Below are 22,996 nucleotides of genomic sequence, written 5' to 3'. Positions count from 1 at the left end.
ACCCTGAAATCATCGCGATAGCAGAGAGAAGCTGATGAAATACGACCTTATTATTATCGGCAGCGGTTCGGTTGGCGCCGCCGCTGGTTATTACGCCACCCGCGCCGGGCTAAAGGTCCTGATGACCGATGCGCATATGCCGCCTCATCAACAGGGCAGCCACCACGGCGATACCCGTCTTATCCGCCACGCTTATGGTGAAGGCGAAAAATATGTCCCGCTGGTGCTTCGCGCCCAGACGCTTTGGGATGAACTCTCCACACACAATGAAGAGCCTATTTTTGTCCGCTCCGGCGTCGTCAACCTCGGCCCGGCCGATTCCGCTTTCTTAGCCAACGTCGCACGAAGCGCGCAACAGTGGCAATTGAACGTCGAGCGCCTGGACGCGACGGCCCTCATGACGCGCTGGCCGGAAATTCGCGTGCCCGATAATTATATCGGGCTGTTTGAAGCTGACTCCGGTTTCCTGCGCAGCGAATTAGCCATTACCACATGGCTTCGTCTGGCCCGAGAGGCTGGCTGCGCACAGCTATTCAACAGCCCGGTAAGCCATATTCATCATGATGATAACGGTGTGACGATAGAGACGAGTGAAGGCAGCTACCACGCCAGCAAGGCGCTAATTAGCGCGGGCACCTGGGTCAAAGCGCTGGTACCGGAGCTGCCCGTTCAGCCCGTACGTAAAGTTTTTGCCTGGTTTAAGGCGGATGGACGTTACAGCACTAAAAACCGCTTTCCGGCCTTTACCGGCGAAATGCCCAACGGCGATCAATATTACGGCTTCCCGGCGGAGAACGACGAGTTAAAAATCGGCAAACACAATGGCGGACAGCTAATACAGGCTCCGGAAGAGCGCAAGCCCTTTGCCGCCGTTGCCAGCGATGGCGCGGAAGCATTTCCTTTCCTGCGTAACGTACTGCCGGGTATCGGCGGTTGTTTACATGGGGCGGCATGTACCTATGATAATTCGCCGGACGAGGATTTTATTATCGATACGCTGCCTGGCCATGAGAACACGCTTGTCATCACTGGACTCAGCGGACATGGTTTTAAATTCGCCCCGGTGTTAGGAGAAATCGCTGCGGATTTTGCGTTGGGAAAAACGCCCTCCTTTGATCTGACGCCGTTCCGGCTTTCCCGTTTTAGCCAATAATTTGTCGGCCCCGTAAAGGGGCTGTTTATTAAGGTAAGCTATGCGTCGTCTCTTTCATTTTCTGATGAATAATATTCGCGAACATTTCATGCTTTACGTTATTCTTTGGTCGCTGCTGGCGGTGATGGATATTGTTTATCTCCTTTTCTTCTGATTGCTTTTCATTGACGTTAACTGACACTTCCTGAAAGTTCCTCACTTTTTATTTCATAACGTTGAAGCACGGCAATAATGTCAGTTCCTGCCGTTGTGCGGTTATCAGGGGGAAATATCTCGAAACTTCTGAAGCTGAACCGCAAACAACATCAAAATTATTGAAATAAAAATAAATATCATTCAAATTCTTATTTATAAGTTGCATTCGGCGCTTTTCCACGCCATTTTCATTCTCTCGTGAAATATTCGTTGGTGTGTTTATGCAATTTAAAAATACTCCACAGCGTTATGGCGTGATTTCCGCCGCGCTCCACTGGCTGACCGCCCTGGTGGTCTATGGCATGTTTGCGTTGGGCTTATGGATGGTCACGCTCAGTTATTACGACGGCTGGTATCACCAGGCACCGGAAATGCATAAAAGTATTGGCATATTACTGATGATGGCGCTGATCGTGCGTATTATCTGGCGGCTTTATTCTCCGCCGCCCGTTGCGTTGACCAGCTATTCCCGTTTAACGCGCGCTGGCGCCGCCGCGGGTCATCTCCTCCTGTATCTCCTGCTCTTTGCGATAATCATTAGCGGCTACCTGATTTCCACCGCCGATGGTAAACCGATTAGCGTCTTTGGCTGGTTTGAGATTCCGGCCACGCTTACGGACGCGGGCGCGCAGGCTGACATCGCCGGAACGCTGCATCTGTGGTTTGCCTGGTCGCTGGTCATTATCTCGCTCTCGCATGGGGTTATGGCGCTAAAACACCATTTCATCGATAAAGACGACACACTGAAACGTATGACAGGAATGTCGTCATCTGACTATGGAGCTCAAAAATGAAAAAAAACCTGCTGGGATTCACCTTCGCATCCTTGTTATTCACGACCGGTTCCGCCGTGGCGGCGGAGTATAAAATTGATAAAGAAGGCCAACATGCGTTCGTCAATTTCCGCATCCAGCATCTGGGCTACAGCTGGCTGTACGGCACCTTTAAAGATTTCGACGGCACGTTCACTTTTGACGAAAAAAATCCGTCGGCCGACAAAGTGAACGTGACCATTAACACCAATAGCGTCGACACTAACCATGCCGAACGTGACAAACACCTGCGTAGCGCGGAATTTCTTAATGTTGCGAAATTCCCGCAGGCAACCTTCACCTCTACCAGCGTGAAAAAAGAGGGCGATGAACTGGATATTACCGGCAATCTGACGCTCAATGGCGTGACTAAACCGGTAACGCTGGAAGCGAAGCTGATGGGCCAGGGCGACGATCCGTGGGGCGGTAAGCGCGCGGGCTTTGAGGCCGAAGGAAAAATTAAGCTGAAGGATTTCAATATAACTACCGATCTCGGCCCGGCCTCACAAGAGGTTGAGCTTATCATCTCAGTAGAAGGCGTTCAGCAGAAGTAACGCCTGGCGAAATGCCGGATAGCGGCCTTTACGCTGCTATCCGGCAAAATATTACTCAGCCGGATCGGGAATGCTCAGTTTGCTATTAAGCCGACCACGCGATTTATTAAAAATTTTGTTGCCGTTCTCGCGACCCGCACGACGTCGGCGCTGTTCTTCCTCCGGCAAGGCCAGCTCTTCACAGCATTGTTCACTACAGCAGCCGTTAAATTTACTGGCGCACTGCGGACACTGGATAAACAGCAGATGGCAACCGTCATTTTTGCAGTTGGTATGGCTATCGCAGGGCGCGCCGCACTGATGGCAATGCGCGATAACCTCATCCGAGATTCGTTCGCCCATTCGCTCATCAAATACAAAATTTTTGCCGATAAAGCGAACGGGAAGCCCCTGCTCGCGCGCGCGACGGGCGTATTCAATGATGCCACCCTCAATATGCCAGACTTTATTGAAACCGTTGTGTTTCATCCAGGCGCTGGCTTTCTCACAACGAATACCGCCGGTACAGTACATCACTATCTTTTTATCTGCATGTTCCCGCAGCATTTCAACCGCTTTTGGCAACTGTTCACGAAACGTATCCGCCGGGATTTCCAGAGCATTTTCGAAATGGCCGACTTCATACTCATAGTGGTTGCGCATATCAATAAAGACCGCGTCAGGATCGTCCAGCATCACATTCACATCTGCCGCCTTCAGATAATCGCCGACATTACTGGCGTCAAAACTCGGATCGTCAATACCGTCAGCGACGATACGGTCGCGAACTTTCATACGCAGCACCCAAAATGACTTTCCGTCATCCTCCAGCGCAATATTTAAACGCAGCCCGTCCAGCGCGGGATCGAACGTATAAAGCTGTTGACGAAAGGTCTCGACCTTGCTTTGCGGCACGCTGATTTGCGCATTGATGCCTTCATGCGCCAGGTAAACGCGACCAAAAACGTCCAACGCCGTAAACACCTGATACAACGCGTCCCGCGTCTGTTGCGGCGAGGCGATAGTGAAATATTTATAAAAAGAAATTGTCGTACGCGGCTCGCTTTCCGCCAGCATTTTGGCTTTCAGCTCGTCATTAGAGATGCGGTTGTGTAACACTGGCATGGTGTACGTATCCTGCAATCAGCAAAAAATAAAGTGGGCAGGCATGATAAGGCAAGTCTCGCCAATTTACATCCACACATTTTGCGCTACATTTCCTGCTTTACACTAAATAATTAACAACAATTGTCGATTTAATCGCCACTCTCCTGCTACATATTTTTGCTCAACGCAAAAAGATGCGAGAATACGGGGAATTGTTCGTTGAAAGACAGGATAGAAATGACGAAGTTGCCTAAGTTCTCCGTGGCCTTACTGCACCCGCGCTATTGGTTAACCTGGTTGGGTATAGGCGCGCTTTGGTTGGTCGTGCAACTCCCCTACCCGGTCATCTATAAATTGGGTTGCGCATTGGGCCACCTGGCGCGACGCGTAATGAAACGCCGCGCGAAAATCGCCTATCGCAACCTTGAATTATGCTTTCCGGAAATGAGCGCGCAGGAACGCCACACCATGGTGGTCAAAAACTTTGAATCCGTCGGTATGGGCGTGATGGAAACCGGCATGGCCTGGTTCTGGCCCGATCGGCGAGTGAACCGCTGGATGGAAGCGAGCGGTCTGGAGCATATCCGTGAAGTTAAGGCGCAGGGGCTGGGGTTCATTCTGGTAGGAATACATTTTCTTACCCTTGAGTTTGGCGCCCGCATGTTTGGTATGCATAACCCGGGTATCGGAGTTTATCGCCCGAATGATAATCCGTTGCTCGACTGGTTACAGACCTGGGGACGCTTACGCTCCAATAAATCGATGTTGGATCGCAAAGATCTGAAAGGCATGGTTAAGGCATTGAAAAGTGGCGAATTGATCTGGTATGCGCCGGATCACGATTATGGCCCGCGCGCCAGCGTTTTTGTACCATTATTCGCCGTCGACCAGGCCGCTACGACCTCCGGTACCTGGATGCTGGCGCGCATGTCTAAAGCCTGTATTATCCCCTTCGTGCCTCGCCGTAAACCCGATGGAAAAGGCTACGAACTGATCATTCTTCCTGCGGAATATTCGCCTCCGCTGGAGAACGCAGAAGCGACTGCCGCGTGGATGAATAAGATTGTCGAGCAGTGCATTATGATGGCGCCAGAGCAGTATATGTGGCTGCATCGCCGCTTTAAAACTCGCCCTGAAGGCGTACCGTCGCGCTATTGACAGGATTGCAGCCGTCAGGCTGCAATTTTTCCCCTCTTTTAGCTTTAAAAGCTCCCCACATTGCGAGGCTGGTAAGGTCGGCGCATAATTATAATTAGTACGCTCATAATTAAATTGATGATAGCGCAAACCGCGCATCATACTGTGGAACGCTATGTCACCCTCTGATGTCCCCATAAACTGGAAACGCAATCTAACCGTTACCTGGCTGGGCTGTTTTTTAACCGGCGCGGCATTCAGCCTGGTCATGCCTTTTCTCCCTCTCTACGTTGAGCAACTCGGCGTAACAGGCCATAGCGCACTCAACATGTGGTCCGGGCTGGTCTTTAGTATTACGTTCCTCTTTTCAGCTATCGCGTCCCCTTTTTGGGGCGGTCTGGCGGATCGTAAAGGGCGTAAGATCATGCTGTTGCGTTCCGCTCTCGGCATGGCCATTGTGATGCTGTTAATGGGCATGGCGCAAAATATCTGGCAATTTCTGATCCTCCGCGCGTTATTAGGCCTGCTGGGCGGATTTATTCCCAACGCCAATGCGCTCATCGCCACTCAGGTGCCGCGCCACAAAAGCGGCTGGGCGTTAGGGACGCTCTCTACTGGCGGCGTCAGCGGCGCTCTGCTTGGCCCACTTGCGGGCGGTCTGCTCGCCGACCATTACGGCCTTCGTCCGGTCTTTTTTATTACCGCCAGCGTTTTGTTTATCTGTTTTCTGCTCACCTTCTTTTTCATTCGCGAGAATTTCCTGCCGGTGAGCAAAAAAGAGATGCTTCACGTTCGGGAAGTGGTCGCCTCGTTAAAAAATCCCCGCCTGGTGTTAAGCCTGTTTGTCACCACGCTGATTATTCAGGTGGCGACGGGGTCTATTGCGCCCATCCTGACGCTCTATGTGCGCGAACTCGCGGGAAATGTCAGTAATATTGCGTTCATTAGCGGGATGATAGCGTCCGTTCCCGGCGTGGCGGCATTACTTAGCGCCCCCCGGCTCGGCAAGCTTGGCGACAGAATTGGCCCGGAAAAGATTCTTATCGTCGCGCTGATTATTTCCGTACTGCTGCTGATTCCAATGTCTTTTGTGCAAACGCCGTGGCAGCTCGCGCTATTGCGGTTTCTGCTTGGCGCGGCGGATGGCGCGCTGCTGCCAGCCGTTCAAACTCTGCTGGTTTACAACTCTACCAACCAGATAGCCGGGCGCATATTCAGTTACAACCAATCTTTCCGCGATATCGGCAACGTCACCGGCCCTCTCATGGGCGCCGCAATTTCCGCGAGCTATGGCTTCCGCGCCGTATTCTGCGTCACGGCAGGCGTGGTGTTGTTCAATGCTATCTATTCATGGAACAGCTTACGACGGCGCAGACTGGCAATAGAATAATTTTTGCGCTTTCATACTTGCAATATTACAGAATCAGCTATTCTTTCCCTAAATACCTCATCAAATCAAAGGGAGACACTGATGACCATGTATGCCACGCTGGAAGAAGCTATCGATGCAGCCCGGGAAGAATTTCTGGCTGACCATCCAGGCCTCGAACAAGATGAAGCGAATGTGCAGCAGTTCAACGTTCAGAAATATGTACTGCAGGATGGGGACATCATGTGGCAGGTCGAATTTTTCGCCGATGAAGGTGAAGATGGCGAATGTCTGCCGATGCTGAGTGGTGAAGCCGCGCAGAGCGTGTTTGACGGCGATTATGATGAGATAGAGATCCGCCAGGAATGGCAGGAAGAGAATACTTTGCATGAATGGGATGAAGGGGAATTCCAGCTTGAACCCCCGCTTGATACCGAGGAAGGCCGTACTGCGGCAGACGAATGGGATGAGCGTTAATTACTCATAAGGCCCGTGGTGAATATCGAGCGGCAGTAGCAGTGTATCGAAGATCAGTGAGAAGGGCAGATCGAGGATAGTGATATAGCGCCATGCGGAATCACGCATATCCCACTGCACGCCAGGGTAATACTGGTTGCCGTGTCCTTGTCCTGGGATCGTTCTGCTGATAATACTGCCGCAGCCGCTCAGGGTAATCACCATTATGCTCACCGCGAATATACGCACCTGATACCTCATTTCACTATAAAAATACCGGCATCACGCCGGTATTTTTCACCTCACTCCAGACCTTATCCCGCTGACGATGTTCGCCCCTGCAACGCCTGCGGATTCAGGACGAGAGACTGATAATGGTTTACCCAGGAAGAGTATCTCTCTGGCGCATTCCAGACCCGATAGTGTAAACGCGCCATCGTCACCGGATCGCTGAGCAAAACCAGGCGCCGATCGCGGTTCAGTTTCTCCGGCGTTTCGTTTAGCGCCTGCTCCACATGACGATCGCGGGCTATTTCCAGCACCTTACTGGCGCGGTGACGCGCGGTGGCCATCGCGGTCGCCAGCGCATTCAGCGACGGGTTAAATACCGCATGCATAAAGCCATCGTCCAGAATACGGCGGCGATTCATCTCCAGATATTTATCGGTATCGACCAACACCTGAGGCGGCGAATACTCTTCCGGGATCAGGAACAGCTTCCAGCGTTTGGTGCGTAATCCTACCGTTGAACGACTGGAGATCACCGAAACAAATGGCGACAGAATCAGCGAAAAGACAATCGGCGCCAGCCAGAACAGAAAGCGTAAATCCAGCCACGCCATACCCACCGCCCAGACCAGCCCCAGCAGCAGTTGAGAGCCGTGACGCATAAAGGCTTCTCCCCACGGCGTAGAATCATCGTCACGTTGCGGTGAGTTCCAGACCACTTCCCAGCCGAGGAACGCGCTGACCACAAACACGGTATGAAACAGCATACGCACCGGCGCCAGCAACACGGAGAACAGCACTTCCAGCAATAGCGACAGCGTAACGCGCCAGAAACCGCCATACTCTTTGGTGCCTTTACACCAGATCAGCATAATACTGAGCAGCTTCGGCAGGAACAGCAGCACCATCGTTGACGCAAACAGCGCGATTGCCAGTTCCGGACGCCACTGCGGCCAGACCGGAAAAAGCTGGCGCGGCTGAAGGAAATATTGCGGCTCTGTTAACGCATGAACGACCTGCAGCGCGGTAGAAAGCGCGAGGAACATAAACCATAACGGCGCGGACAGATATGACATTACCCCCGTCAGGAACACGGCGCGATGCACCGGGTGCATTCCTTTCACCAGGAACAGACGAAAGTTCATCAGGTTGCCGTGACACCAGCGGCGGTCGCGTTTAAGCTCATCCAGCAGGTTTGGCGGCAGCTCTTCATAGGAACCGGGGAGATCGTAGGCAATCCAGACGCCCCACCCTGCCCGACGCATTAGCGCCGCCTCCACAAAGTCGTGGGAAAGAATCGATCCGGCGAACGAACCCTCTCCCGGCAGCGGCGCCAGAGCGCAGTGCTCGATAAACGGCTTCACGCGGATAATGGCATTGTGCCCCCAGTAGTGCGACTCCCCCAACTGCCAGAAGTGCAGCCCGGCGGTAAACAGCGGCCCATAAACACGGGTCGCGAACTGTTGGCAGCGGGCATACAGAGTATCCATCCCCGACGCTTTCGGCGAAGACTGGATAATCCCGGCGTTAGGGTTCGCTTCCATCAGGCGCACCAGACCGCTCAGACACTCGCCGCTCATCACTGAGTCCGCGTCCAGCACCACCATATAGCTGTACTGATTGCCCCAGCGGCGGCAAAAATCGTCAATATTGCCGCTTTTGCGTTTCATACGGCGGCGGCGGCGACGGTAAAAAATTTGGCCTTCGCCCTGCACTTCCGCGATAAGCTCCATCCACGCCTTTTGCTCCGCCACGCAGATATCCGGGTTATAACTGTCGCTAAGGATATAGACGTCAAAATGCGCGGCGTTGCCTGTGGCTTTAACGGACTCCCAGGTCGCGCGCAGACCGGCGAAAACGCGGCTAACGTCTTCATTACAGATAGGCATGATCAGCGCCGTCCGGTGTTCCGGATTGAGGGGCTCATCGCCAACCGTAGACGCGGAGATGCTGTACTTATCGCGCCCGATAAGCAGTTGCAGGAAGCCCATCAGCGCCGTCCAGAATCCGGCTGACACCCAGCAGAACAGCACGGCAAACAGAATCAGGATACCGGTTTGCAGCATGTAGGGCAGGAGCTGCATAAAGGAGACCCAAATATCCTGCCCCACCATATCCATAGGATTGATGAGCGCCCATCCCTGATAAGGCAGAATGGTCTTCATATACCAGGTCGCGACGACGGTTTGCGCCAGAGTCAAAATTAACAAAATATAGCGGCGTATAGTGCCGACGGTACGCCATTTTTGCTCGCTCGCCTGCTCTTCTTTTGTCAGACGAGAAACATAGCGCGGCGTCACATCCCGCCCACGCAGACGATCCCAGAAACGGCCAACCGGGTTGGTTCGCCAGGGATCGGGAAACATCGAAGAGCGCGTCGCTTTTGGCATAGCCTGCAACTGATCGCGCCCTTCATCATCTTTAATTAACTGCCCCTTCGCCAATGAATCCGGCCAGGCGTGTTCAAGGCGGGCTTTTACGGAACCCTGCGGTGAATCGTCTTCTCGCGAGTAAGTCCGATGCTCGGCATCCAGCGCCTGATGCACGGCGCGGATGTCAGTTTTCGGCAATGCCGCTTTCTCACGTTCAGAAAGCAGCAGTGCGTCAATATACTCAGTTGTTTTATTCATTGGCAGGTAACTGGTAGCTCCAGGTTTCACTTAGCGTCTGATCGGCATTCACCAATGCGGCACGCATTTCCGTGGTTTTCTTCGCGTCTTTGACTTTCACGCGCAGCATTAAACGCCAGCCTTTAGTGACTGGGTTATAGCGTACATTACTGTCAACGATTTCACCGTTATCGCCAATGCTGGTTTGCGCAGCGACGGGCGTATCCGGCGGCAGTTTTTTCATGTCGGCGCCAACGAAATCCACCACAAAGGCAATAGTGCCGTCGGGCTGGCGAATCAGATTCGACTGTTTAACGTCGCCCGTTGAGCGGCGTGTTTGCAGCACCCAGGCATTATCCGGCGCATGAAGTTTATCTTCATCGCGGCTGAAGGTCAGAGTGTACTTGAAGTTCATCTCTTTACCCGGTTCCGGCAGTTGATCCGGAGTCCAGTAAGCGACGATGTTATCGTTGGTTTCATCATTGGTCGGAATTTCAACCAGTTCAACCTTACCTTTGCCCCAGTCGCCTTTCGGGGTAATCCAGGCGCTTGGACGCAGGTCGTAGCGATCGTCTAAATCTTCAAAGCGCGAGAACTCGCGACCACGCTGCAACAGGCCGAATCCCTGAGGGTTTTCCATTGCATAGCTGCTCACAGCGAGGTGTTTTGGATTGTTCAGCGGACGCCAAATCCACTCGCCATTACCCGCATGAATGGATAAGCCGTTCGAGTCATGCAGTTCCGGACGATAGTTGGTCGTCGGCGACGGCTGGTTTGGCCCAAACAGGAACATACTGGTTAATGGCGCAACGCCCAGCTTGCCCACTTTATCGCGCAGATAGACTTTTGACTGCACGTCCACCACGGTATCGCGGCCAGGAATGATCACAAAACGGTAAGCGCCGGTCGCGCGCGGAGAATCCAGTAATGCATAGACGGTCAAACGCTTATCGGTGGGTTTTGGACGCTCAATCCAGAACTCGCGAAAGCGGGGAAACTCTTCACCAGATGGTAAGGCGGTATCAATCGCCAGGCCGCGCGCAGATAAGCCATATACCTGGCCTGCGCCGATAACGCGGAAATAGCTGGCGCCAAGCATACTGACGATTTCGTCGTTCTTATCTTTACTGTTGATGGGGTACAGAACTTTGAACCCGGCGAAGCCTAAATCTTTTACCGTGTCTTTATCGTGCTGAACATTGCCAAAATTGAAGTAATCCGGGCTGTATTTGATTCTTTTGACCGTCGTCGCCGTCACTTCGTTAATCTTGACCGGCGTATCGAAGTACATCCCCTGATGGTAAAATTCGAGCTTAAAAGGGGTCTTTAAGTTGTTCCAGTAGGCTTTATCGCTGTTAAACTGGATCTGCTGATAATCCGCATATTTCATGTCGCGGAAAACGGAGGGCAAGTTGCTTTTAGGCGCCTCATAGCCTTTCCCGGCTAAAGATTGAGCTTGTTTTGCCACGTCATCAATACTGAACGCCCAGCTCGATGATGCGTAAAGCGTTAACATAATAGCTGCGCCCAACCAACGCATTTTCATCATTTGTCGTTTATGTTTCATAATAAGTAAGCACTTCCCCCTTTGTGTGCTTATATCGATCCGATCCATTTTAATGGATAATCAGGCATTACGACAACTGAATCCAGGCTTTGTTCAGCGCGCTGGCTCATGGATTAAGCACCTCCCGCGCCTGTTTTCACTTTGCGTGCTTATCCTGGAGACAGGTTGTCGGAGTTGGTGTAGGGTTGCTACCGAATGTAACTATAATTCGCCTTATGGATAAGGTGAAAAATCTGAGAATACGTGACCTTATATGAGCTCTGTACCCGCGCCGCGTGAATATTTTCTTGACTCTATCCGCGCATGGCTGATGTTGTTAGGGATTCCCTTTCATATCTCGTTGATCTATTCCACTCACAGTTGGCATGTCAATAGCGCCACGCCATCATGGTGGCTAACCCTGTTTAACGATTTTATCCACGCTTTTCGTATGCAGGTGTTTTTTGTTATTTCTGGTTATTTTTCGTACATGTTGTTTTTACGTTATCCGTTAAAACGCTGGTGGAAAGTACGGGTAGAACGTGTGGGTATTCCTATGCTTACCGCAATCCCTTTGCTTACCTTGCCGCAATTTATCCTGTTGCAATATGTCAAAGAGAAAACAGAGAACTGGCCTACACTCTCTGCCTATGAAAAATATAATACGTTAGCGTGGGAACTCATTTCACATCTGTGGTTTTTACTGGTGCTGGTGATATTAACCACAGTCAGCATCGGGATTTTTACCTGGTTCCAAAAAAGGCAGGAAACAAGCAAGCCTCGTCCCGCCGCTATTTCACTAGCCAGGCTTTCGCTTATTTTTTTCCTGCTGGGGATGGCTTACGCCGCTATCAGGCGCATTATTTTCATCGTATATCCGGCAATCCTCAGTGACGGCATGTTCAATTTTATTGTGATGCAAACGCTATTTTATGTGCCGTTTTTTATTCTCGGCGCGTTGGCCTTCATTCACCCCGATCTGAAAGCGCGCTTCACCACGCCCTCACGCGGATGCACTTTAGGCGCTGCCGTTGCTTTTATCGCCTATCTGCTGAATCAACGTTATGGGAGCGGCGACGCCTGGATGTACGAAACCGAATCCGTGATTACGATGGTCATGGGGCTGTGGATGGTGAACGTAGTATTTTCACTGGGGCATCGCTTGTTAAACTTCCAGTCCGCGCGCGTCACCTATTTCGTGAATGCTTCGCTGTTTATTTATCTGGTGCATCATCCCTTAACGCTTTTCTTTGGCGCGTATATTACGCCGCATATCTCCTCCAACCTGATCGGGTTCTTGTGCGGGCTGATATTTGTTATGGGTATTGCGTTAATTCTGTATGAAATTCATTTACGCATCCCGCTTCTGAAATTTCTCTTTTCAGGTAAACCGCCGGTAAAACAAGAAAGCCGCGCCGCGATCGGGTAGTTTTCCGCGCGCGGGTTCACAGCAACCATTCCACAGGTAAAATTGCCGCCAACCGTACCAGAACTCGCTGCCAGAAACGCGTAGCGGGTTCTTTCTTTAACACCTTTTCCTCTTCTTGCTGACGATCGATCCAGTTAATTCGTCCCCAGCGATCCAGCCGCAGTTGCCAGGCCGCATCGCGTTGGCTCTGCGTAAAACGCTTATGAATAAGCGTCGCCAGCGTTTCACTTTCAATGACAAAGCCCATTTCGGTATTTAAAAGCGTTGAACGGGGATCAAAATTAAGCGACCCGATAAACACCTTACTACCATCAATACTGAACGTTTTAGCATGTAAGCTGGAACCTGAGTTCCCGGTGAGTCCGCGATCATGTACAGCGGTTTCATGTTCGCGGGTCGGTTTCAGTTCGTAGAGCTCCACGCCATAGCGCAGTAATTTCTTGCGCCAGCGCGCGTACCCTGCGTGAACGACCGCCACATCGTTGGCCGCCAGAGAGTTAGTTAAGATGGCGATCTTCACGCCTTTCCTGACCAGATTAAGCAACTGCGCCACGCCTGCGCGCGTGGGGACAAAGTAAGCGGAAATAATGTCGATACGCTCCGTCGGCGACCCCATCACGTCAAATAATCGCTGCGGAAGAAGCGAATGGCGCTGCGCCTTCCCCTCGCCTTTAGAAGGGTCATCGCTAAGCAAGCGTGTTTTTGCCCAAATCAGCGGCAACGTTCCGCGATCGAGATCCGCCATAAACTGGCTGGTTTCCAGCTTATGCAGATAGCGGCGGGTGATCTCATCGTTATACCAGGATTCGGGAAGTTCGATACGTTGCGTCAGTTCCTGCTCAGAAAGGGATAATACTTGCTGCAATGTCGACACTGAACTACAGCGCCAGTAACGTTCAAAATCATTGGCGACATCATTGACCACCGGGCCAATGGCCATCACGTCCAGATCGGAAAATAGCGGCTCCTCGCCAGCGCCGAAATAGGCATCGCCGATGTTGCGCCCACCGACCAGCGTCACTACGCCGTCGGCAGTGTAACTTTTATTGTGCATCCGCCGATTCAGCCGCGCAAAATCCGTCAAATATCCCAGCGCGCGTAGCGTACGAAAAGAGAAAGGATTAAACAGACGAACTTCGATATTAGGATGGCTATCCAGCAAGCGCAACGTATCATCCAGACCAGGCGTATTGTTATCATCCAGCAGCAGACGAACATGAACGCCGCGCTTCGCCGCCGACAGCAGTACCGAAAAGAGCAGCCGCCCGGACATATCGTCTTCCCAAATATAATACTGCACATCCAGCGTCCGCGCCGCCATTTCAGTCAGGCGGTAGCGGGCGGCAAAAGCGTCCAGACTGTTATCCAGCGCGAGAATGCCGCACTCTCCGGGATGGCGCGCGCATAGCGGTTCAACGGCACGCTCCAGGCGTGTTTTATCAGGCAGGGTCGTCGCCTTGCTGAGTAAGTAATCTTGCGTAAAGCCGGGCAGTTTCTTCATCATAACAGACAAAGTATACCTGTTCAGGCAGAGCGTAACGGGTAATAAAATCTGAAACCGTCCTGACGGCGACTTCAGCGGCCTGGGCGCGTGGATAGCCATAAACGCCGGTACTGATTGCCGGAAAAGCGATGGAACGAAAGTGATTCGCCTCGGCAAGCAGCAAACAATTCCGGTATGCCGCTTCGAGTAGCTCAGCTTCCTGGTATTCGCCGCCTCGCCAGACGGGCCCCACTGTGTGAATAACCGCCTTTGCCGAAAGCTTGCCAGCAGGCGTGATAACCGCATGTCCCGTCTGACATTCGCCCTGTTGCTGACGGATGAGTTTACAGGCGTCCAGCAATGCCGGCCCCGCCGCGCGATGAATCGCGCCGTCTACGCCGCCGCCGCCCATTAATGATGCGTTAGCGGCATTCACAATCGCATCGACGCTAAGTTGAGTGATATCACCCTGTATGACCTGAAGACGTGATGTCATAACCCCCCCTTTGTCTCACCTTATCTGCAAAGTGTACAGCAGGGCTTTCAACAGAGTCGCTCTTTTTATATCTATGACACCGCCGTTAACGGTACTCAATATTCATCACCGCCAGGCTTTTTTGCGCATCGAGATAATGCAGCCGTACCGTCGCAATGGACTGAATATCCTGCGGTAATCCAGATGCCTGCCGAAGGTCTATCCGGTGCATTTGCTTTTTACCTTCGCGTAGGCAGGTTAAATCAATATTTTCGGCGTGAGTAGAAATATCGCACAGTGGCTCAACAATCGCGCCGCGAAAATGGATAACGCCGCCCTGTACCGTTTGTTGCCCTACCGCAGAATGGATAAAAAAAGCGCAGATACACAGGCCTATGGCAGGGATATTTTTCTTGATTACGGACATGTTAACTCCTCAATGATTAGTCATCCTCGAGGGTTCGGCGTTACCTTTTAGCGACATGCCGAGACGATGAGACGCTTTTATCGCCTCTTTAATACCCAGGTCAGCCAATCCATTTCCGCCACCATCAAAAACTACTGTGCAGAAGGCGGCCATTGTTGTGATAAATGCAGTGATTGTCCGTCCGAAACAGTAACAATAATTTTAACCGAGTCCTCTGAAGATATATTTACACTAAGACGAGACAACTCAATCGGTTGATTAGCAGGTAAAGATAGCGTTTGTTTTTGCTGTGTATGGCTTTGTCCCCCGACGCCGTCGCGCACAGAGAGAATTTGCACCTGACAGACGCAGGGTTCGTTTAATGTGACCTGAGGGATCACCGTGTAAATATCGCCTTGCTGAGTCGTGGTAAACGTAATCTGATTTGAAAGTGCGGCAAGGAGCAATAAAGTATGCATAATTTCCTCCCGAAAAAAAACAGGGCTTACGCCCTGTTTTTTTATTAGCGCAGACGCTAAATTAATACTGGTTAGCCGTGGCGTTGTTGCCAAAACCAACCTGACGCACCATTACGCTGGAATCAGATGCGGTCTGATTAACCAGCGCGGCGTTATTACCGCCGTATTGACCGACAGTAATATCGGAGTTTTTAGCGTTCCACTGGTCGATGGTGGCATTGTTTCTGAAACCATTCTGAGTCAGTTCAATAGTACTGTTATCCGCACCCTGGCCTACATCGGCGCCGTTACCATAACCGCTCTGGGTAATGGTCGTTTCAGATTTACGGGCATCGCTTTGCAGAGCAAGCGCAGCGTTAGCGGAACCGTACTGATAAATGCTCAACGTTGAGTCCGGGCCGGAACTATTGCCGCCGCCGTTATGATTACCGCCGCCGCCCCATTGTGGAACGACGCCAGCCAGAGCACTGCCAGAAACTACGATTGCTGCGAATGCTGCCACTTTTAAAAGTTTCATGGTAAAACCCCCATCGGATTGATTTAAAAGTCGTAACGGTATTAGCGTTGGGTGACGCGAATAGCCATATGCGACTGTTTCTGCACTACAACTGCTGTTTTCTGCGTACCGTACTGGGTAATATTGGCCTTATTTCCAGAACCTTTCTGGATAATAGCCGCACTATTACCGTAAGCGCTTTGCGATATACTGGCATCGTTGGCATTGCCCGTTTGCTCAATATACGCAAAGTTATAATTCCCTGCCTGGTCGACTTTCGCCCGATTATTTCCTCCTTCTTGTGAAATAACGGACAATAGTTTTGATCCTTCCTGGCGTACTCTGGCACTATTATCCGTGCCGACTTGACCAATAATGGCCGCCTGATTAAATGAAGACTTGCTTAATTCATTTACCGCAAAATTATACTCTGAACGAGCCAGATCATAATTTGTCGCGGTTGCAATCCCAGGCGCACCCAGTATTGTCAACATCATAAATAACAATTTGTTTTTCATGCTGTCACCCTGGACCTGGTCGTACATAGCGAAAATTATCTATTACCTTGTTAGCGACATGCGTTTTTTGTTAACGCGTCGTTACGATGAAGAGTATGTCCGTGGAAACATTTTTAATAACTCACCCACGCGTGGTATTTTGTTATTTAAGCTCATACCAAAGTGCTAATAAAACGATAGCCATGTGATTTTTTATAATTGATTTTTGGCCATAGAAGAGAGTGTATCGCGCACCTAAAAAATGAAGTGTTGGTGTGTGTTATGCCGCCATGGGGATGTTCTTATGCTTCCCATGGGGGGCAATACGCACAAGACGTGACACACTTCGTTTTTTTTGTCTTTGTGCTGTCCAGGTTAATGCCACGTCTCAAATTTCAAGAAAAAATAAAATCAAAACATGACATACAATAATTAAAATGATTAAAAATCAATTAATTATTATAATTTGTATGATTTTTTAAATCTATGCAATAACAGCGAAATGTACAACTTTACTATCAAATCTAAACTTCAAAAAAACCCAAAAACAACATTTTAATATATATTTTTACATCTTGTTACAAGTTTAACACTTGCTTTAAGATTTGTAATGGCTAGATTGAAAACAGTTAAAAGTATTTTCGTAAATATTTTTCTCTTTCTGGATAATGGGCTATTTCAACCCACAGCAGTGCAACATCTGTCAGTACTTCTGGTGCCTTTATTTTATGGGGGCAGCTGTCAGATGTGCGATTAAAAAAAGTGGAGTTTCATCATGTTTAATGAAGTCCATAGTAGTCATGGTCACACACTATTGTTGATCACAAAGCCATCTCTGCAAGCTACGGCATTATTGCAACATTTAAAGCAATCGCTGGCCATAACCGGAAAACTGCATAATATTCAACGTTCTCTGGAAGATATCTCAGCCGGTTGCATTGTTTTAATGGATATGATGGAAGCGGATAAGAAGCTTATTCACTATTGGCAGGATAATTTAAGCCGCAAAAACAATAATATAAAAACATTATTGTTAAATACCCCTGACGATTATCCCTACCGTGAAATTGAAAACTGGCCTCATATTAACGGCGTGTTTTACGCCACTGAAGACCAGGAACACGTGGTCAGCGGATTACAGGGTATTCTGCGGGGCGAATGCTATTTTTCACAAAAATTAGCCAGTTACCTGATTACACACTCAGGAAATTACCGCTACAACAGCACCGAGTCCGCATTACTCACTCATCGCGAAAAAGAGATCCTCAATAAGTTACGTATTGGTGCCTCTAATAATGAAATCGCCAGGTCGCTATTTATCAGCGAGAATACGGTTAAGACACATCTTTATAATCTTTTCAAAAAGATAGCTGTCAAAAATCGCACCCAGGCAGTTTCATGGGCAAACGATAATCTCAGGCGGTAAGGCCATGAAACGCTATCTGACCTGGATTGTAGCAGCAGAGTTACTGTTCGCTACCGGAAACCTGCATGCCAATGAAGTTGAAGTCGAGGTTCCCGGATTGTTAACCGACCATACCGTCTCTTCGATAGGACATGAATTCTATCGTGCATTCAGCGACAAATGGGAAAGCGACTACACCGGCAATCTGACCATTAATGAAAGACCCAGTGCGCGTTGGGGAAGCTGGATCACCATAACGGTAAATCAGGACGTTATTTTCCAGACTTTTTTATTTCCAATGAAAAGAGACTTCGAGAAAACCGTCGTCTTCGCATTAGCGCAAACAGAGGAAGCATTAAATCGCCGACAAATAGATCAAACGCTATTAAGTACGAGTGATTTAGCGCGTGATGAATTCTAAAACATGATTTTTATCCGGAGGCTGTCATGCGTGTTAAACATGCAGTAGTGCTGCTCATGCTTTTTTCGCCATTAACCTGGGCTGGAAATATGACGTTCCAGTTCCGTAATCCTAACTTTGGTGGAAACCCCAATAACGGTTCCTTTTTATTGAATAGCGCCCAGGCGCAAAATTCATATAAAGACCCCGCTTATGATAACGATTTTGGTATCGAAACCCCCTCAGCGTTGGATAACTTTACGCAGGCTATTCAATCGCAAATTCTGGGCGGCTTGTTGACCAATATTAATACCGGGAAACCAGGACGTATGGTGACCAACGATTTTATTATCGATATCGCTAATCGCGACGGACAGCTTCAGCTCAACGTCACGGACAGAAAAACGGGAAGAACCTCGACCATCGAAGTGTCAGGTTTACAAACTCAGTCAACCGATTTTTAAGCTACAGTCACTAAAGGATATAAATCATGCCGCGCTTACTTATTTTGGTTGCCGTTTTATTGTTGAGCGGATGCTTAACTGCCCCGCCGAAACAAGCTGCGAAACCGACATTAATGCCCCGCGCACAAAGTTACAAAGATTTGACGCACTTACCTGCTCCCACCGGTAAGATCTTTGTTTCGGTATATAACATTCAGGATGAAACGGGCCAATTTAAACCTTACCCGGCAAGTAACTTTTCTACGGCTGTGCCGCAGAGCGCCACCGCTATGTTGGTCACTGCTCTGAAAGATTCGCGCTGGTTTATCCCGCTGGAACGACAAGGCTTACAGAATCTTTTGAATGAACGGAAAATTATTCGCGCAGCCCAGGAAAACGGCACCGTGGCGATGAATAACCGTATCCCGCTTCAGTCGCTGACGGCGGCAAATATTATGGTGGAAGGTTCTATTATTGGTTATGAAAGTAACGTCAAATCCGGCGGGGTCGGCGCAAGATATTTCGGTATTGGCGCCGATACGCAGTATCAGCTGGATCAGATTGCTGTCAACCTGCGCGTGGTTAACGTCAGTACGGGCGAGATCCTTTCTTCGGTGAACACCAGTAAAACGATCCTTTCCTATGAAGTACAGGCAGGCGTGTTCCGTTTTATTGATTATCAGCGCTTACTGGAAGGCGAAATCGGCTATACCTCGAACGAACCGGTGATGCTGTGTCTGATGTCAGCCATTGAAACCGGCGTTATCTTCCTCATTAATGATGGTATCGATCGTGGACTGTGGGATTTGCAGAATAAAGCGGACAGGCAAAATGATATTCTGGTGAAATACCGTGAGCTGTCAGTACCGCCAGAATCCTGATGAATACGACAAAGCGTGGGGAAGAACCCCACGCTTTTTTATTTTGTGACCGCCGTATTCGCTGAATGTTGCTCGCGGCGTGATGCCAGCCATAGCCCACTATTTTTCATGGCATAGCCAAAGATTAGCCCCAGCGCCAGCGACGGTAATACCAACCGCCAGTCACCCTGCCCTGCAAATGTCGCGCAGGCGCCGATAAATGTTCCCGGGACAAAAGAAAGCAATAGCTGCTTTGCCTGGATACACATCAGGAATGCCACGATCCCCGTCAACACGTAACTGACAATTTCCAGATGCGGCGCCAACGCGCTACCGTGAATAATGACCAGCGCCCACACCATACCGCTTAACAGCGTACAGGCAGAAATTAACAATCCCTTAAAGCCGCCCTGCGGACAGGCGAAATAAGCCGTACAGCCTAAAAAACCGGCCCAGCTTAGTAACCCCAGGGAGACGGCCACCCATCCCCATATTCCAGAAAGGATGCCCGTCGTGATAGCAATAGAAAGAAGTATGTTCATGGCGCGCATCATAACAGAAAAGCGGCATATTAATGAGATCACGCACACATTTTATGCAATGATGTAAAACCCGTTGCAGTTAAGAGTGATTTACATCACATTATTCTTCATCTTCTTCCTGAAGTTCATCCCACATGGCCCCTATCGCATCACGCGTTAGCGGCGCCAGAGTGCGCCAGAATGGCGTAACGGCATGGGCTTCAACTTTACCGAGGAAGGTATTGCACCAGGGAAGCAGATAATCGGCAAATAAGGTTTCCAGCGCTTCACTTTCATCTTCGGCAGACTGATCTTCCAGCCAGGAGGCCGCGAGCAATAAAGTGCCAATGTGATCGGCAGGCGTATCGGCCAGCGGCATCCCTCGCGACGTTAAAAAAGCGCGCACCTCAGACTCTTCCGCGCCTTCGACCCACGCACTGCGGTATGGCGCTACCGCGCACTCTTCCCCAACAAATAACGCATTGTAATCAGTGGAAATCTGCGTGATATCGCAGCTTTTCTGTAAACGCGCCAGCATGTCATCCTGCTCCAGCGGCCAGTTTGCCGCCAGTTTACCTTCACGGATTAACGTAAACAGCGGAACCAGTAAAGGATCTTGCGGTTGGCGGTAAAACAACGATCCCAGCACACGGCACAGGATTGAAAACTCATTCATTGATATCTTCCCGTAAATAACGATTATAGTTCGGCAAATTCCGGTACAGGCGCCATACCGCGTGATTCGAGGAAGGCCAGTAAGCGCTGCGGCGAGACGTTCAGGATTCGATCTTCCGGGAAATTCACCGCATCCAGAATTTTCCGGCATTCGGTGAAATCGCCAAGCGTAAAGGCCGTATGGGAATCAGAGCCTAACGCTACCCAGCCTCCCGCATCGCGTACGGCGGCAGCGACCGCGCGGCAATTATCTTCACTTCCTTTACGCGAATGCAGAAAAGAAGAGTTGTTGATTTCCAGCGCTACATGGTGTTTCGCCGCCGCCTGCGCGATGGCTTTAACCTCCACTGGATACTTTGGATTTCCGGGGTGACTAATTATATGCACCTTGCCGCTGGCGATGGTCGCGATCATCGCCTGGGTATTGGTTTCTTTATCATGTGGCGCAAAAACGGGCTCATGGAAGCCTGCGATAATCAGATCCAGCGAGTCGAACATCTTTCCGGAACAATCAATTTCACCGTTAATGTTCTTGATATTCGCCTCAATGCCACGCAGTATCCCCACGCCGTCAACCAGACGCGGCCAGATGCGCATGTTAATAAAATGCCAGTGATGCGGCGCATCTTCCATGTCCGGACCATGATCGGTAATCGCAAAAAGTTTAATGCCTTTGCGTTTGGCTTCCGCGATATAATCGCTCAGAGTACTGTAGGCATGAGTGCTGGCGACGGTATGCATATGCAGGTCAACGGGATACATTGCTCTCTCCTGTAGTCATTTCCGACAAGGATAGCAGGTATCGCCAGCGTTTTTTAGCGAAACCCGGCCCGCGCCGGGTTGATGTCAATATCCTCTCGCCCGATCCACCTGCCCCGTCACCGGCTCTCCCTTCTCCAGCTGGGTAATGGTGCGGCTAATATAATCGATGGCTTCCGCTGGACGGGTGACTGCCGCAATGTGCGGCGTCATGGCGACTCGCGGATGGCGCCATAATGGACTTTCCTGCGGTAACGGTTCCTGGCTAAAGACATCCAACATCGCGCCTTTTAGCTTACCGCTATCAAGCGCAGCCAGCAGATCCGCCTCCTGAACATGAACGCCGCGCGCGAGATTCAGCACGTAAGCGCCATCCGGCAATTGATCCAACAATTCGCTATTAATAATTCCTACCGTTTGGGCCGTATTCGGCAGCAGATTAATCAGCACCCGCGTCTGGTTCAGGAAAGCGTGCAGCTCTTCACGCCCCACATAACTTTCCACGCCAGGCCAGGATTTGCGGCTACGACTCCAGCAACGTAACGGGAACCCCCATGCCTGTAGACTTTCTGCCACTTTTGCGCCCAGCACCCCTGCGCCCATGATACCGACGCTAAATTCTTCGCGGGTATATTCCGGCAACGGTTTCCATAGCGCCTGATTTTTCAGCGCCTGATAATCATCGAAACGACGGAACCAGTGTAATACCTGGCTGACGGCATACTCCTGCATTTGCAGGCCCATTCCGGTATCTTCCAGACGGAATAGAGGAATGGAGGCGTCCAGCATTTCCGGATGCGCATTTAATTTACTCAGAATTGCATCCACCCCCGCGCCCAGCGCAAAGACGGCTTTTAAGCGTCTTCCGGCCAGCATTTCAACCGGGGGCTGCCATACAAGCGCATAGTCTGCGGGGTTGTTATCACCGACCTTCCATTCACGAACGCGCGCATGTGGGAGAGCCTTCTCCAGCGCATTTACCCACCAGGCGGCGTTAAATGTCGGGTGATAAAAAATTATCTCCATGTTATCTCCTGAGCAGTATGGTGCGGAATGTGATTGCGCCTGTTATCAGCGTTTTCAACGGGATGTGCAGCATAGCAAATTTCCCGGCGCGGGCAAAAAAAGCAGTTTTCGCTTATTAAAGCCACAGATTGGTGGAAGTTTGTATAAACGCGCTTTTTTTTAAAAAAGTTGATTGACGTAGAAAGGATATTTCCCTACATTAGCGCCCGTTCCAGTAATGCTGGAGCGACAATTTGGTGAGGTGTCCGAGTGGCTGAAGGAGCACGCCTGGAAAGTGTGTATACGGCAACGTATCGGGGGTTCGAATCCCCCCCTCACCGCCATATTTAAGAAAGAGCTCGTACGAATGTACGGGCTTTTTTTTACATAATGACCCGTCCTGAATAGCGTTGACACGTTCCAGACTTAAATCCGGAGAACGTGATGATGACTGAGTTCAAACGCACCCAACGCGATTATCCTCTATCCTTTAAAATAGCCGTCGTTGAGCAGGTCGA

The 22,996-nt window shown here is 50.4% G+C and carries 26 protein-coding genes and 1 tRNA gene; 13 read left to right on the top strand and 14 right to left on the bottom strand.

Features of this window, described 5'->3' with window-relative positions:
• Positions 1–34: 34 nt before the first annotated feature.
• From solA to ACH0WD_RS00120, 4 genes are all read left to right on the top strand, one after another.
• The gene (gene solA, locus ACH0WD_RS00135; RefSeq protein WP_000872774.1) at positions 35–1,153 is read left to right on the top strand and encodes an N-methyl-L-tryptophan oxidase; all 1,119 of its coding nucleotides are present in this window, start codon (positions 35–37) and stop codon (positions 1,151–1,153) included.
• Positions 1,154–1,193: 40 nt separating this feature from the next.
• Positions 1,194–1,307 carry a YceO family protein gene (locus ACH0WD_RS00130; protein ID WP_001253282.1) on the top strand — a complete coding sequence of 38 codons (114 nt, stop codon included), beginning with the start codon at positions 1,194–1,196 and terminating at the stop codon, positions 1,305–1,307.
• Between the two features lie 262 nt (positions 1,308–1,569).
• Complete coding sequence (locus ACH0WD_RS00125; RefSeq protein WP_001159776.1) at positions 1,570–2,142, top strand: cytochrome b; 573 nt, start codon at positions 1,570–1,572, stop codon at positions 2,140–2,142.
• On the top strand, positions 2,139–2,714 hold the full coding sequence (locus ACH0WD_RS00120; protein ID WP_000739881.1) for a YceI family protein: 576 nt from the start codon (positions 2,139–2,141) through the stop codon (positions 2,712–2,714). Before ACH0WD_RS00125 ends, ACH0WD_RS00120 begins: the two co-directional genes overlap by 4 nt.
• Before the next feature lie 51 nt (positions 2,715–2,765).
• On the opposite strand, the gene ACH0WD_RS00115 is transcribed toward ACH0WD_RS00120, so the two are convergent.
• Entirely contained in the window at positions 2,766–3,818 is a 1,053-nt protein-coding gene (locus ACH0WD_RS00115) for a rhodanese-related sulfurtransferase (RefSeq protein ID WP_001144635.1), read from the bottom strand.
• Positions 3,819–4,037: 219 nt separating this feature from the next.
• On the opposite strand from ACH0WD_RS00115, the gene ACH0WD_RS00110 reads away from it, so the two are divergent.
• The 3 genes from ACH0WD_RS00110 (at position 4,038) to ACH0WD_RS00100 (ending at position 6,783) form a co-directional block, all read left to right on the top strand.
• Positions 4,038–4,958 (top strand): Kdo(2)-lipid IV(A) acyltransferase, encoded by a 921-nt coding sequence (locus ACH0WD_RS00110; protein WP_000163972.1) that lies wholly within the window; start codon positions 4,038–4,040, stop codon positions 4,956–4,958.
• A gap of 154 nt (positions 4,959–5,112) precedes the next feature.
• Positions 5,113–6,327, top strand: a complete 1,215-nt coding sequence (gene mdtG, locus ACH0WD_RS00105; RefSeq protein ID WP_000075053.1) for a multidrug efflux MFS transporter MdtG — start codon at positions 5,113–5,115, stop codon at positions 6,325–6,327.
• Between the two features lie 81 nt (positions 6,328–6,408).
• Positions 6,409–6,783 carry a MysB family protein gene (locus ACH0WD_RS00100; RefSeq protein ID WP_000180050.1) on the top strand — a complete coding sequence of 125 codons (375 nt, stop codon included), beginning with the start codon at positions 6,409–6,411 and terminating at the stop codon, positions 6,781–6,783.
• Here the strand turns inward: ACH0WD_RS00100 and ACH0WD_RS00095 are convergent, their stop codons facing one another.
• The 3 genes from ACH0WD_RS00095 to mdoG form a co-directional block, all read right to left on the bottom strand.
• Positions 6,784–7,011: a YceK/YidQ family lipoprotein gene (locus ACH0WD_RS00095; RefSeq protein WP_001217832.1), complete on the bottom strand. Its 228-nt coding sequence runs from the start codon at positions 7,009–7,011 to the stop codon at positions 6,784–6,786.
• Positions 7,012–7,076: 65 nt separating this feature from the next.
• Positions 7,077–9,620 carry a glucans biosynthesis glucosyltransferase MdoH gene (gene mdoH, locus ACH0WD_RS00090; protein WP_001044609.1) on the bottom strand — a complete coding sequence of 848 codons (2,544 nt, stop codon included), beginning with the start codon at positions 9,618–9,620 and terminating at the stop codon, positions 7,077–7,079.
• Positions 9,613–11,148 carry a glucans biosynthesis protein MdoG gene (gene mdoG / locus ACH0WD_RS00085; protein ID WP_001562609.1) on the bottom strand — a complete coding sequence of 512 codons (1,536 nt, stop codon included), beginning with the start codon at positions 11,146–11,148 and terminating at the stop codon, positions 9,613–9,615. Before mdoG ends, mdoH begins: the two co-directional genes overlap by 8 nt.
• A gap of 271 nt (positions 11,149–11,419) precedes the next feature.
• Between mdoG and mdoC the strand changes: the two genes are divergently transcribed.
• Positions 11,420–12,574 (top strand): glucans biosynthesis protein MdoC, encoded by a 1,155-nt coding sequence (mdoC, locus tag ACH0WD_RS00080; RefSeq protein WP_000100069.1) that lies wholly within the window; start codon positions 11,420–11,422, stop codon positions 12,572–12,574.
• Between the two features lie 16 nt (positions 12,575–12,590).
• Here mdoC and ACH0WD_RS00075 read toward each other — a convergent pair whose 3' ends face one another.
• The 6 genes from ACH0WD_RS00075 to csgB form a co-directional block, all read right to left on the bottom strand.
• A complete protein-coding gene (locus ACH0WD_RS00075; protein WP_000976323.1) occupies positions 12,591–14,078 on the bottom strand; it encodes a phospholipase D family protein in 1,488 nt (495 codons plus the stop codon).
• Entirely contained in the window at positions 14,014–14,553 is a 540-nt protein-coding gene (gene ymdB / locus ACH0WD_RS00070; RefSeq protein ID WP_000203946.1) for an O-acetyl-ADP-ribose deacetylase, read from the bottom strand. Before ymdB ends, ACH0WD_RS00075 begins: the two co-directional genes overlap by 65 nt.
• Positions 14,554–14,638: 85 nt before the next feature.
• Positions 14,639–14,959: a type 1 fimbrial protein gene (locus ACH0WD_RS00065; RefSeq protein ID WP_000111254.1), complete on the bottom strand. Its 321-nt coding sequence runs from the start codon at positions 14,957–14,959 to the stop codon at positions 14,639–14,641.
• 131 nt (positions 14,960–15,090) lie between these two features.
• Positions 15,091–15,417: a curli assembly chaperone CsgC gene (csgC, locus tag ACH0WD_RS00060; RefSeq protein WP_000557256.1), complete on the bottom strand. Its 327-nt coding sequence runs from the start codon at positions 15,415–15,417 to the stop codon at positions 15,091–15,093.
• Positions 15,418–15,478: 61 nt separating this feature from the next.
• Positions 15,479–15,934 (bottom strand): curli major subunit CsgA, encoded by a 456-nt coding sequence (gene csgA, locus ACH0WD_RS00055; protein ID WP_000771416.1) that lies wholly within the window; start codon positions 15,932–15,934, stop codon positions 15,479–15,481.
• 41 nt (positions 15,935–15,975) lie between these two features.
• Positions 15,976–16,431 carry a curli minor subunit CsgB gene (gene csgB, locus ACH0WD_RS00050; RefSeq protein ID WP_000791655.1) on the bottom strand — a complete coding sequence of 152 codons (456 nt, stop codon included), beginning with the start codon at positions 16,429–16,431 and terminating at the stop codon, positions 15,976–15,978.
• Positions 16,432–17,185: 754 nt separating this feature from the next.
• Between csgB and csgD the strand changes: the two genes are divergently transcribed.
• Genes csgD through csgG form a run of 4 tightly spaced genes read left to right on the top strand, consistent with a single transcriptional unit; the run spans position 17,186 to position 19,539 of the window.
• Entirely contained in the window at positions 17,186–17,836 is a 651-nt protein-coding gene (gene csgD / locus ACH0WD_RS00045) for a biofilm master transcriptional regulator CsgD (protein WP_000481517.1), read from the top strand.
• A gap of 4 nt (positions 17,837–17,840) precedes the next feature.
• Positions 17,841–18,236 carry a curli production assembly/transport protein CsgE gene (gene csgE, locus ACH0WD_RS00040; RefSeq protein WP_000833305.1) on the top strand — a complete coding sequence of 132 codons (396 nt, stop codon included), beginning with the start codon at positions 17,841–17,843 and terminating at the stop codon, positions 18,234–18,236.
• Positions 18,237–18,262: 26 nt separating this feature from the next.
• Positions 18,263–18,679, top strand: coding sequence for a curli production assembly/transport protein CsgF (gene csgF, locus ACH0WD_RS00035; RefSeq protein WP_001264073.1), 417 nt, complete (start codon positions 18,263–18,265; stop codon positions 18,677–18,679).
• Between the two features lie 26 nt (positions 18,680–18,705).
• A complete protein-coding gene (gene csgG / locus ACH0WD_RS00030; RefSeq protein WP_001137620.1) occupies positions 18,706–19,539 on the top strand; it encodes a curli production assembly/transport protein CsgG in 834 nt (277 codons plus the stop codon).
• 38 nt (positions 19,540–19,577) lie between these two features.
• Here the strand turns inward: csgG and ACH0WD_RS00025 are convergent, their stop codons facing one another.
• The 4 genes from ACH0WD_RS00025 to ghrA all read right to left on the bottom strand — a co-directional run bounded on the left by ACH0WD_RS00025 (position 19,578) and on the right by ghrA (position 22,499).
• Positions 19,578–20,060, bottom strand: coding sequence for a DUF1097 domain-containing protein (locus ACH0WD_RS00025; protein WP_001546652.1), 483 nt, complete (start codon positions 20,058–20,060; stop codon positions 19,578–19,580).
• A 100-nt stretch (positions 20,061–20,160) separates the two neighbouring features.
• Positions 20,161–20,715: a molecular chaperone gene (locus tag ACH0WD_RS00020; RefSeq protein ID WP_001001883.1), complete on the bottom strand. Its 555-nt coding sequence runs from the start codon at positions 20,713–20,715 to the stop codon at positions 20,161–20,163.
• Positions 20,716–20,738: 23 nt separating this feature from the next.
• Complete coding sequence (locus tag ACH0WD_RS00015) at positions 20,739–21,476, bottom strand: phosphatase (protein WP_000283643.1); 738 nt, start codon at positions 21,474–21,476, stop codon at positions 20,739–20,741.
• Between the two features lie 84 nt (positions 21,477–21,560).
• Positions 21,561–22,499, bottom strand: coding sequence for a glyoxylate/hydroxypyruvate reductase GhrA (ghrA, locus tag ACH0WD_RS00010; RefSeq protein WP_000402551.1), 939 nt, complete (start codon positions 22,497–22,499; stop codon positions 21,561–21,563).
• A 235-nt stretch (positions 22,500–22,734) separates the two neighbouring features.
• Here ghrA and ACH0WD_RS00005 point away from each other — a divergent pair.
• Positions 22,735–22,822: transfer RNA gene (locus ACH0WD_RS00005), tRNA-Ser, on the top strand.
• Positions 22,823–22,996 lie beyond the last annotated feature (174 nt).

The sequence above is a fragment of the Salmonella sp. 2020_1395 genome, from assembly GCF_043848115.1.
In the GTDB taxonomy this organism is placed as follows: domain Bacteria; phylum Pseudomonadota; class Gammaproteobacteria; order Enterobacterales; family Enterobacteriaceae; genus Salmonella; species Salmonella enterica.
Note: the sequence above shows the minus strand (reverse complement) of the source record. Positions and strands in the feature narration are given on the sequence as shown.

Excerpts from the sequence above, each read along its gene's own strand:
- mdoC (WP_000100069.1), top strand. The coding sequence starts at position 11,420 with ATGAGCTCTGTACCCGCGCCGCGTGAATATTTTCTTGACTCTATCCGC.
- ACH0WD_RS00065 (WP_000111254.1), bottom strand. The coding sequence starts at position 14,959 with ATGTCCGTAATCAAGAAAAATATCCCTGCCATAGGCCTGTGTATCTGC.
- solA (WP_000872774.1), top strand. The coding sequence starts at position 35 with ATGAAATACGACCTTATTATTATCGGCAGCGGTTCGGTTGGCGCCGCC.
- ACH0WD_RS00100 (WP_000180050.1), top strand. The coding sequence starts at position 6,409 with ATGACCATGTATGCCACGCTGGAAGAAGCTATCGATGCAGCCCGGGAA.
- ACH0WD_RS00120 (WP_000739881.1), top strand. The coding sequence starts at position 2,139 with ATGAAAAAAAACCTGCTGGGATTCACCTTCGCATCCTTGTTATTCACG.
- csgG (WP_001137620.1), top strand. The coding sequence starts at position 18,706 with ATGCCGCGCTTACTTATTTTGGTTGCCGTTTTATTGTTGAGCGGATGC.
- csgE (WP_000833305.1), top strand. The coding sequence starts at position 17,841 with ATGAAACGCTATCTGACCTGGATTGTAGCAGCAGAGTTACTGTTCGCT.
- ACH0WD_RS00020 (WP_001001883.1), bottom strand. The coding sequence starts at position 20,715 with ATGAATGAGTTTTCAATCCTGTGCCGTGTGCTGGGATCGTTGTTTTAC.
- ymdB (WP_000203946.1), bottom strand. The coding sequence starts at position 14,553 with ATGACATCACGTCTTCAGGTCATACAGGGTGATATCACTCAACTTAGC.
- ACH0WD_RS00015 (WP_000283643.1), bottom strand. The coding sequence starts at position 21,476 with ATGTATCCCGTTGACCTGCATATGCATACCGTCGCCAGCACTCATGCC.
- ACH0WD_RS00115 (WP_001144635.1), bottom strand. The coding sequence starts at position 3,818 with ATGCCAGTGTTACACAACCGCATCTCTAATGACGAGCTGAAAGCCAAA.
- ACH0WD_RS00130 (WP_001253282.1), top strand. The coding sequence starts at position 1,194 with ATGCGTCGTCTCTTTCATTTTCTGATGAATAATATTCGCGAACATTTC.
- csgC (WP_000557256.1), bottom strand. The coding sequence starts at position 15,417 with ATGCATACTTTATTGCTCCTTGCCGCACTTTCAAATCAGATTACGTTT.
- csgB (WP_000791655.1), bottom strand. The coding sequence starts at position 16,431 with ATGAAAAACAAATTGTTATTTATGATGTTGACAATACTGGGTGCGCCT.
- mdoH (WP_001044609.1), bottom strand. The coding sequence starts at position 9,620 with ATGAATAAAACAACTGAGTATATTGACGCACTGCTGCTTTCTGAACGT.
- ghrA (WP_000402551.1), bottom strand. The coding sequence starts at position 22,499 with ATGGAGATAATTTTTTATCACCCGACATTTAACGCCGCCTGGTGGGTA.
- csgF (WP_001264073.1), top strand. The coding sequence starts at position 18,263 with ATGCGTGTTAAACATGCAGTAGTGCTGCTCATGCTTTTTTCGCCATTA.
- csgD (WP_000481517.1), top strand. The coding sequence starts at position 17,186 with ATGTTTAATGAAGTCCATAGTAGTCATGGTCACACACTATTGTTGATC.
- ACH0WD_RS00110 (WP_000163972.1), top strand. The coding sequence starts at position 4,038 with ATGACGAAGTTGCCTAAGTTCTCCGTGGCCTTACTGCACCCGCGCTAT.
- csgA (WP_000771416.1), bottom strand. The coding sequence starts at position 15,934 with ATGAAACTTTTAAAAGTGGCAGCATTCGCAGCAATCGTAGTTTCTGGC.
- ACH0WD_RS00125 (WP_001159776.1), top strand. The coding sequence starts at position 1,570 with ATGCAATTTAAAAATACTCCACAGCGTTATGGCGTGATTTCCGCCGCG.
- mdoG (WP_001562609.1), bottom strand. The coding sequence starts at position 11,148 with ATGATGAAAATGCGTTGGTTGGGCGCAGCTATTATGTTAACGCTTTAC.
- mdtG (WP_000075053.1), top strand. The coding sequence starts at position 5,113 with ATGTCACCCTCTGATGTCCCCATAAACTGGAAACGCAATCTAACCGTT.
- ACH0WD_RS00025 (WP_001546652.1), bottom strand. The coding sequence starts at position 20,060 with ATGAACATACTTCTTTCTATTGCTATCACGACGGGCATCCTTTCTGGA.
- ACH0WD_RS00075 (WP_000976323.1), bottom strand. The coding sequence starts at position 14,078 with ATGATGAAGAAACTGCCCGGCTTTACGCAAGATTACTTACTCAGCAAG.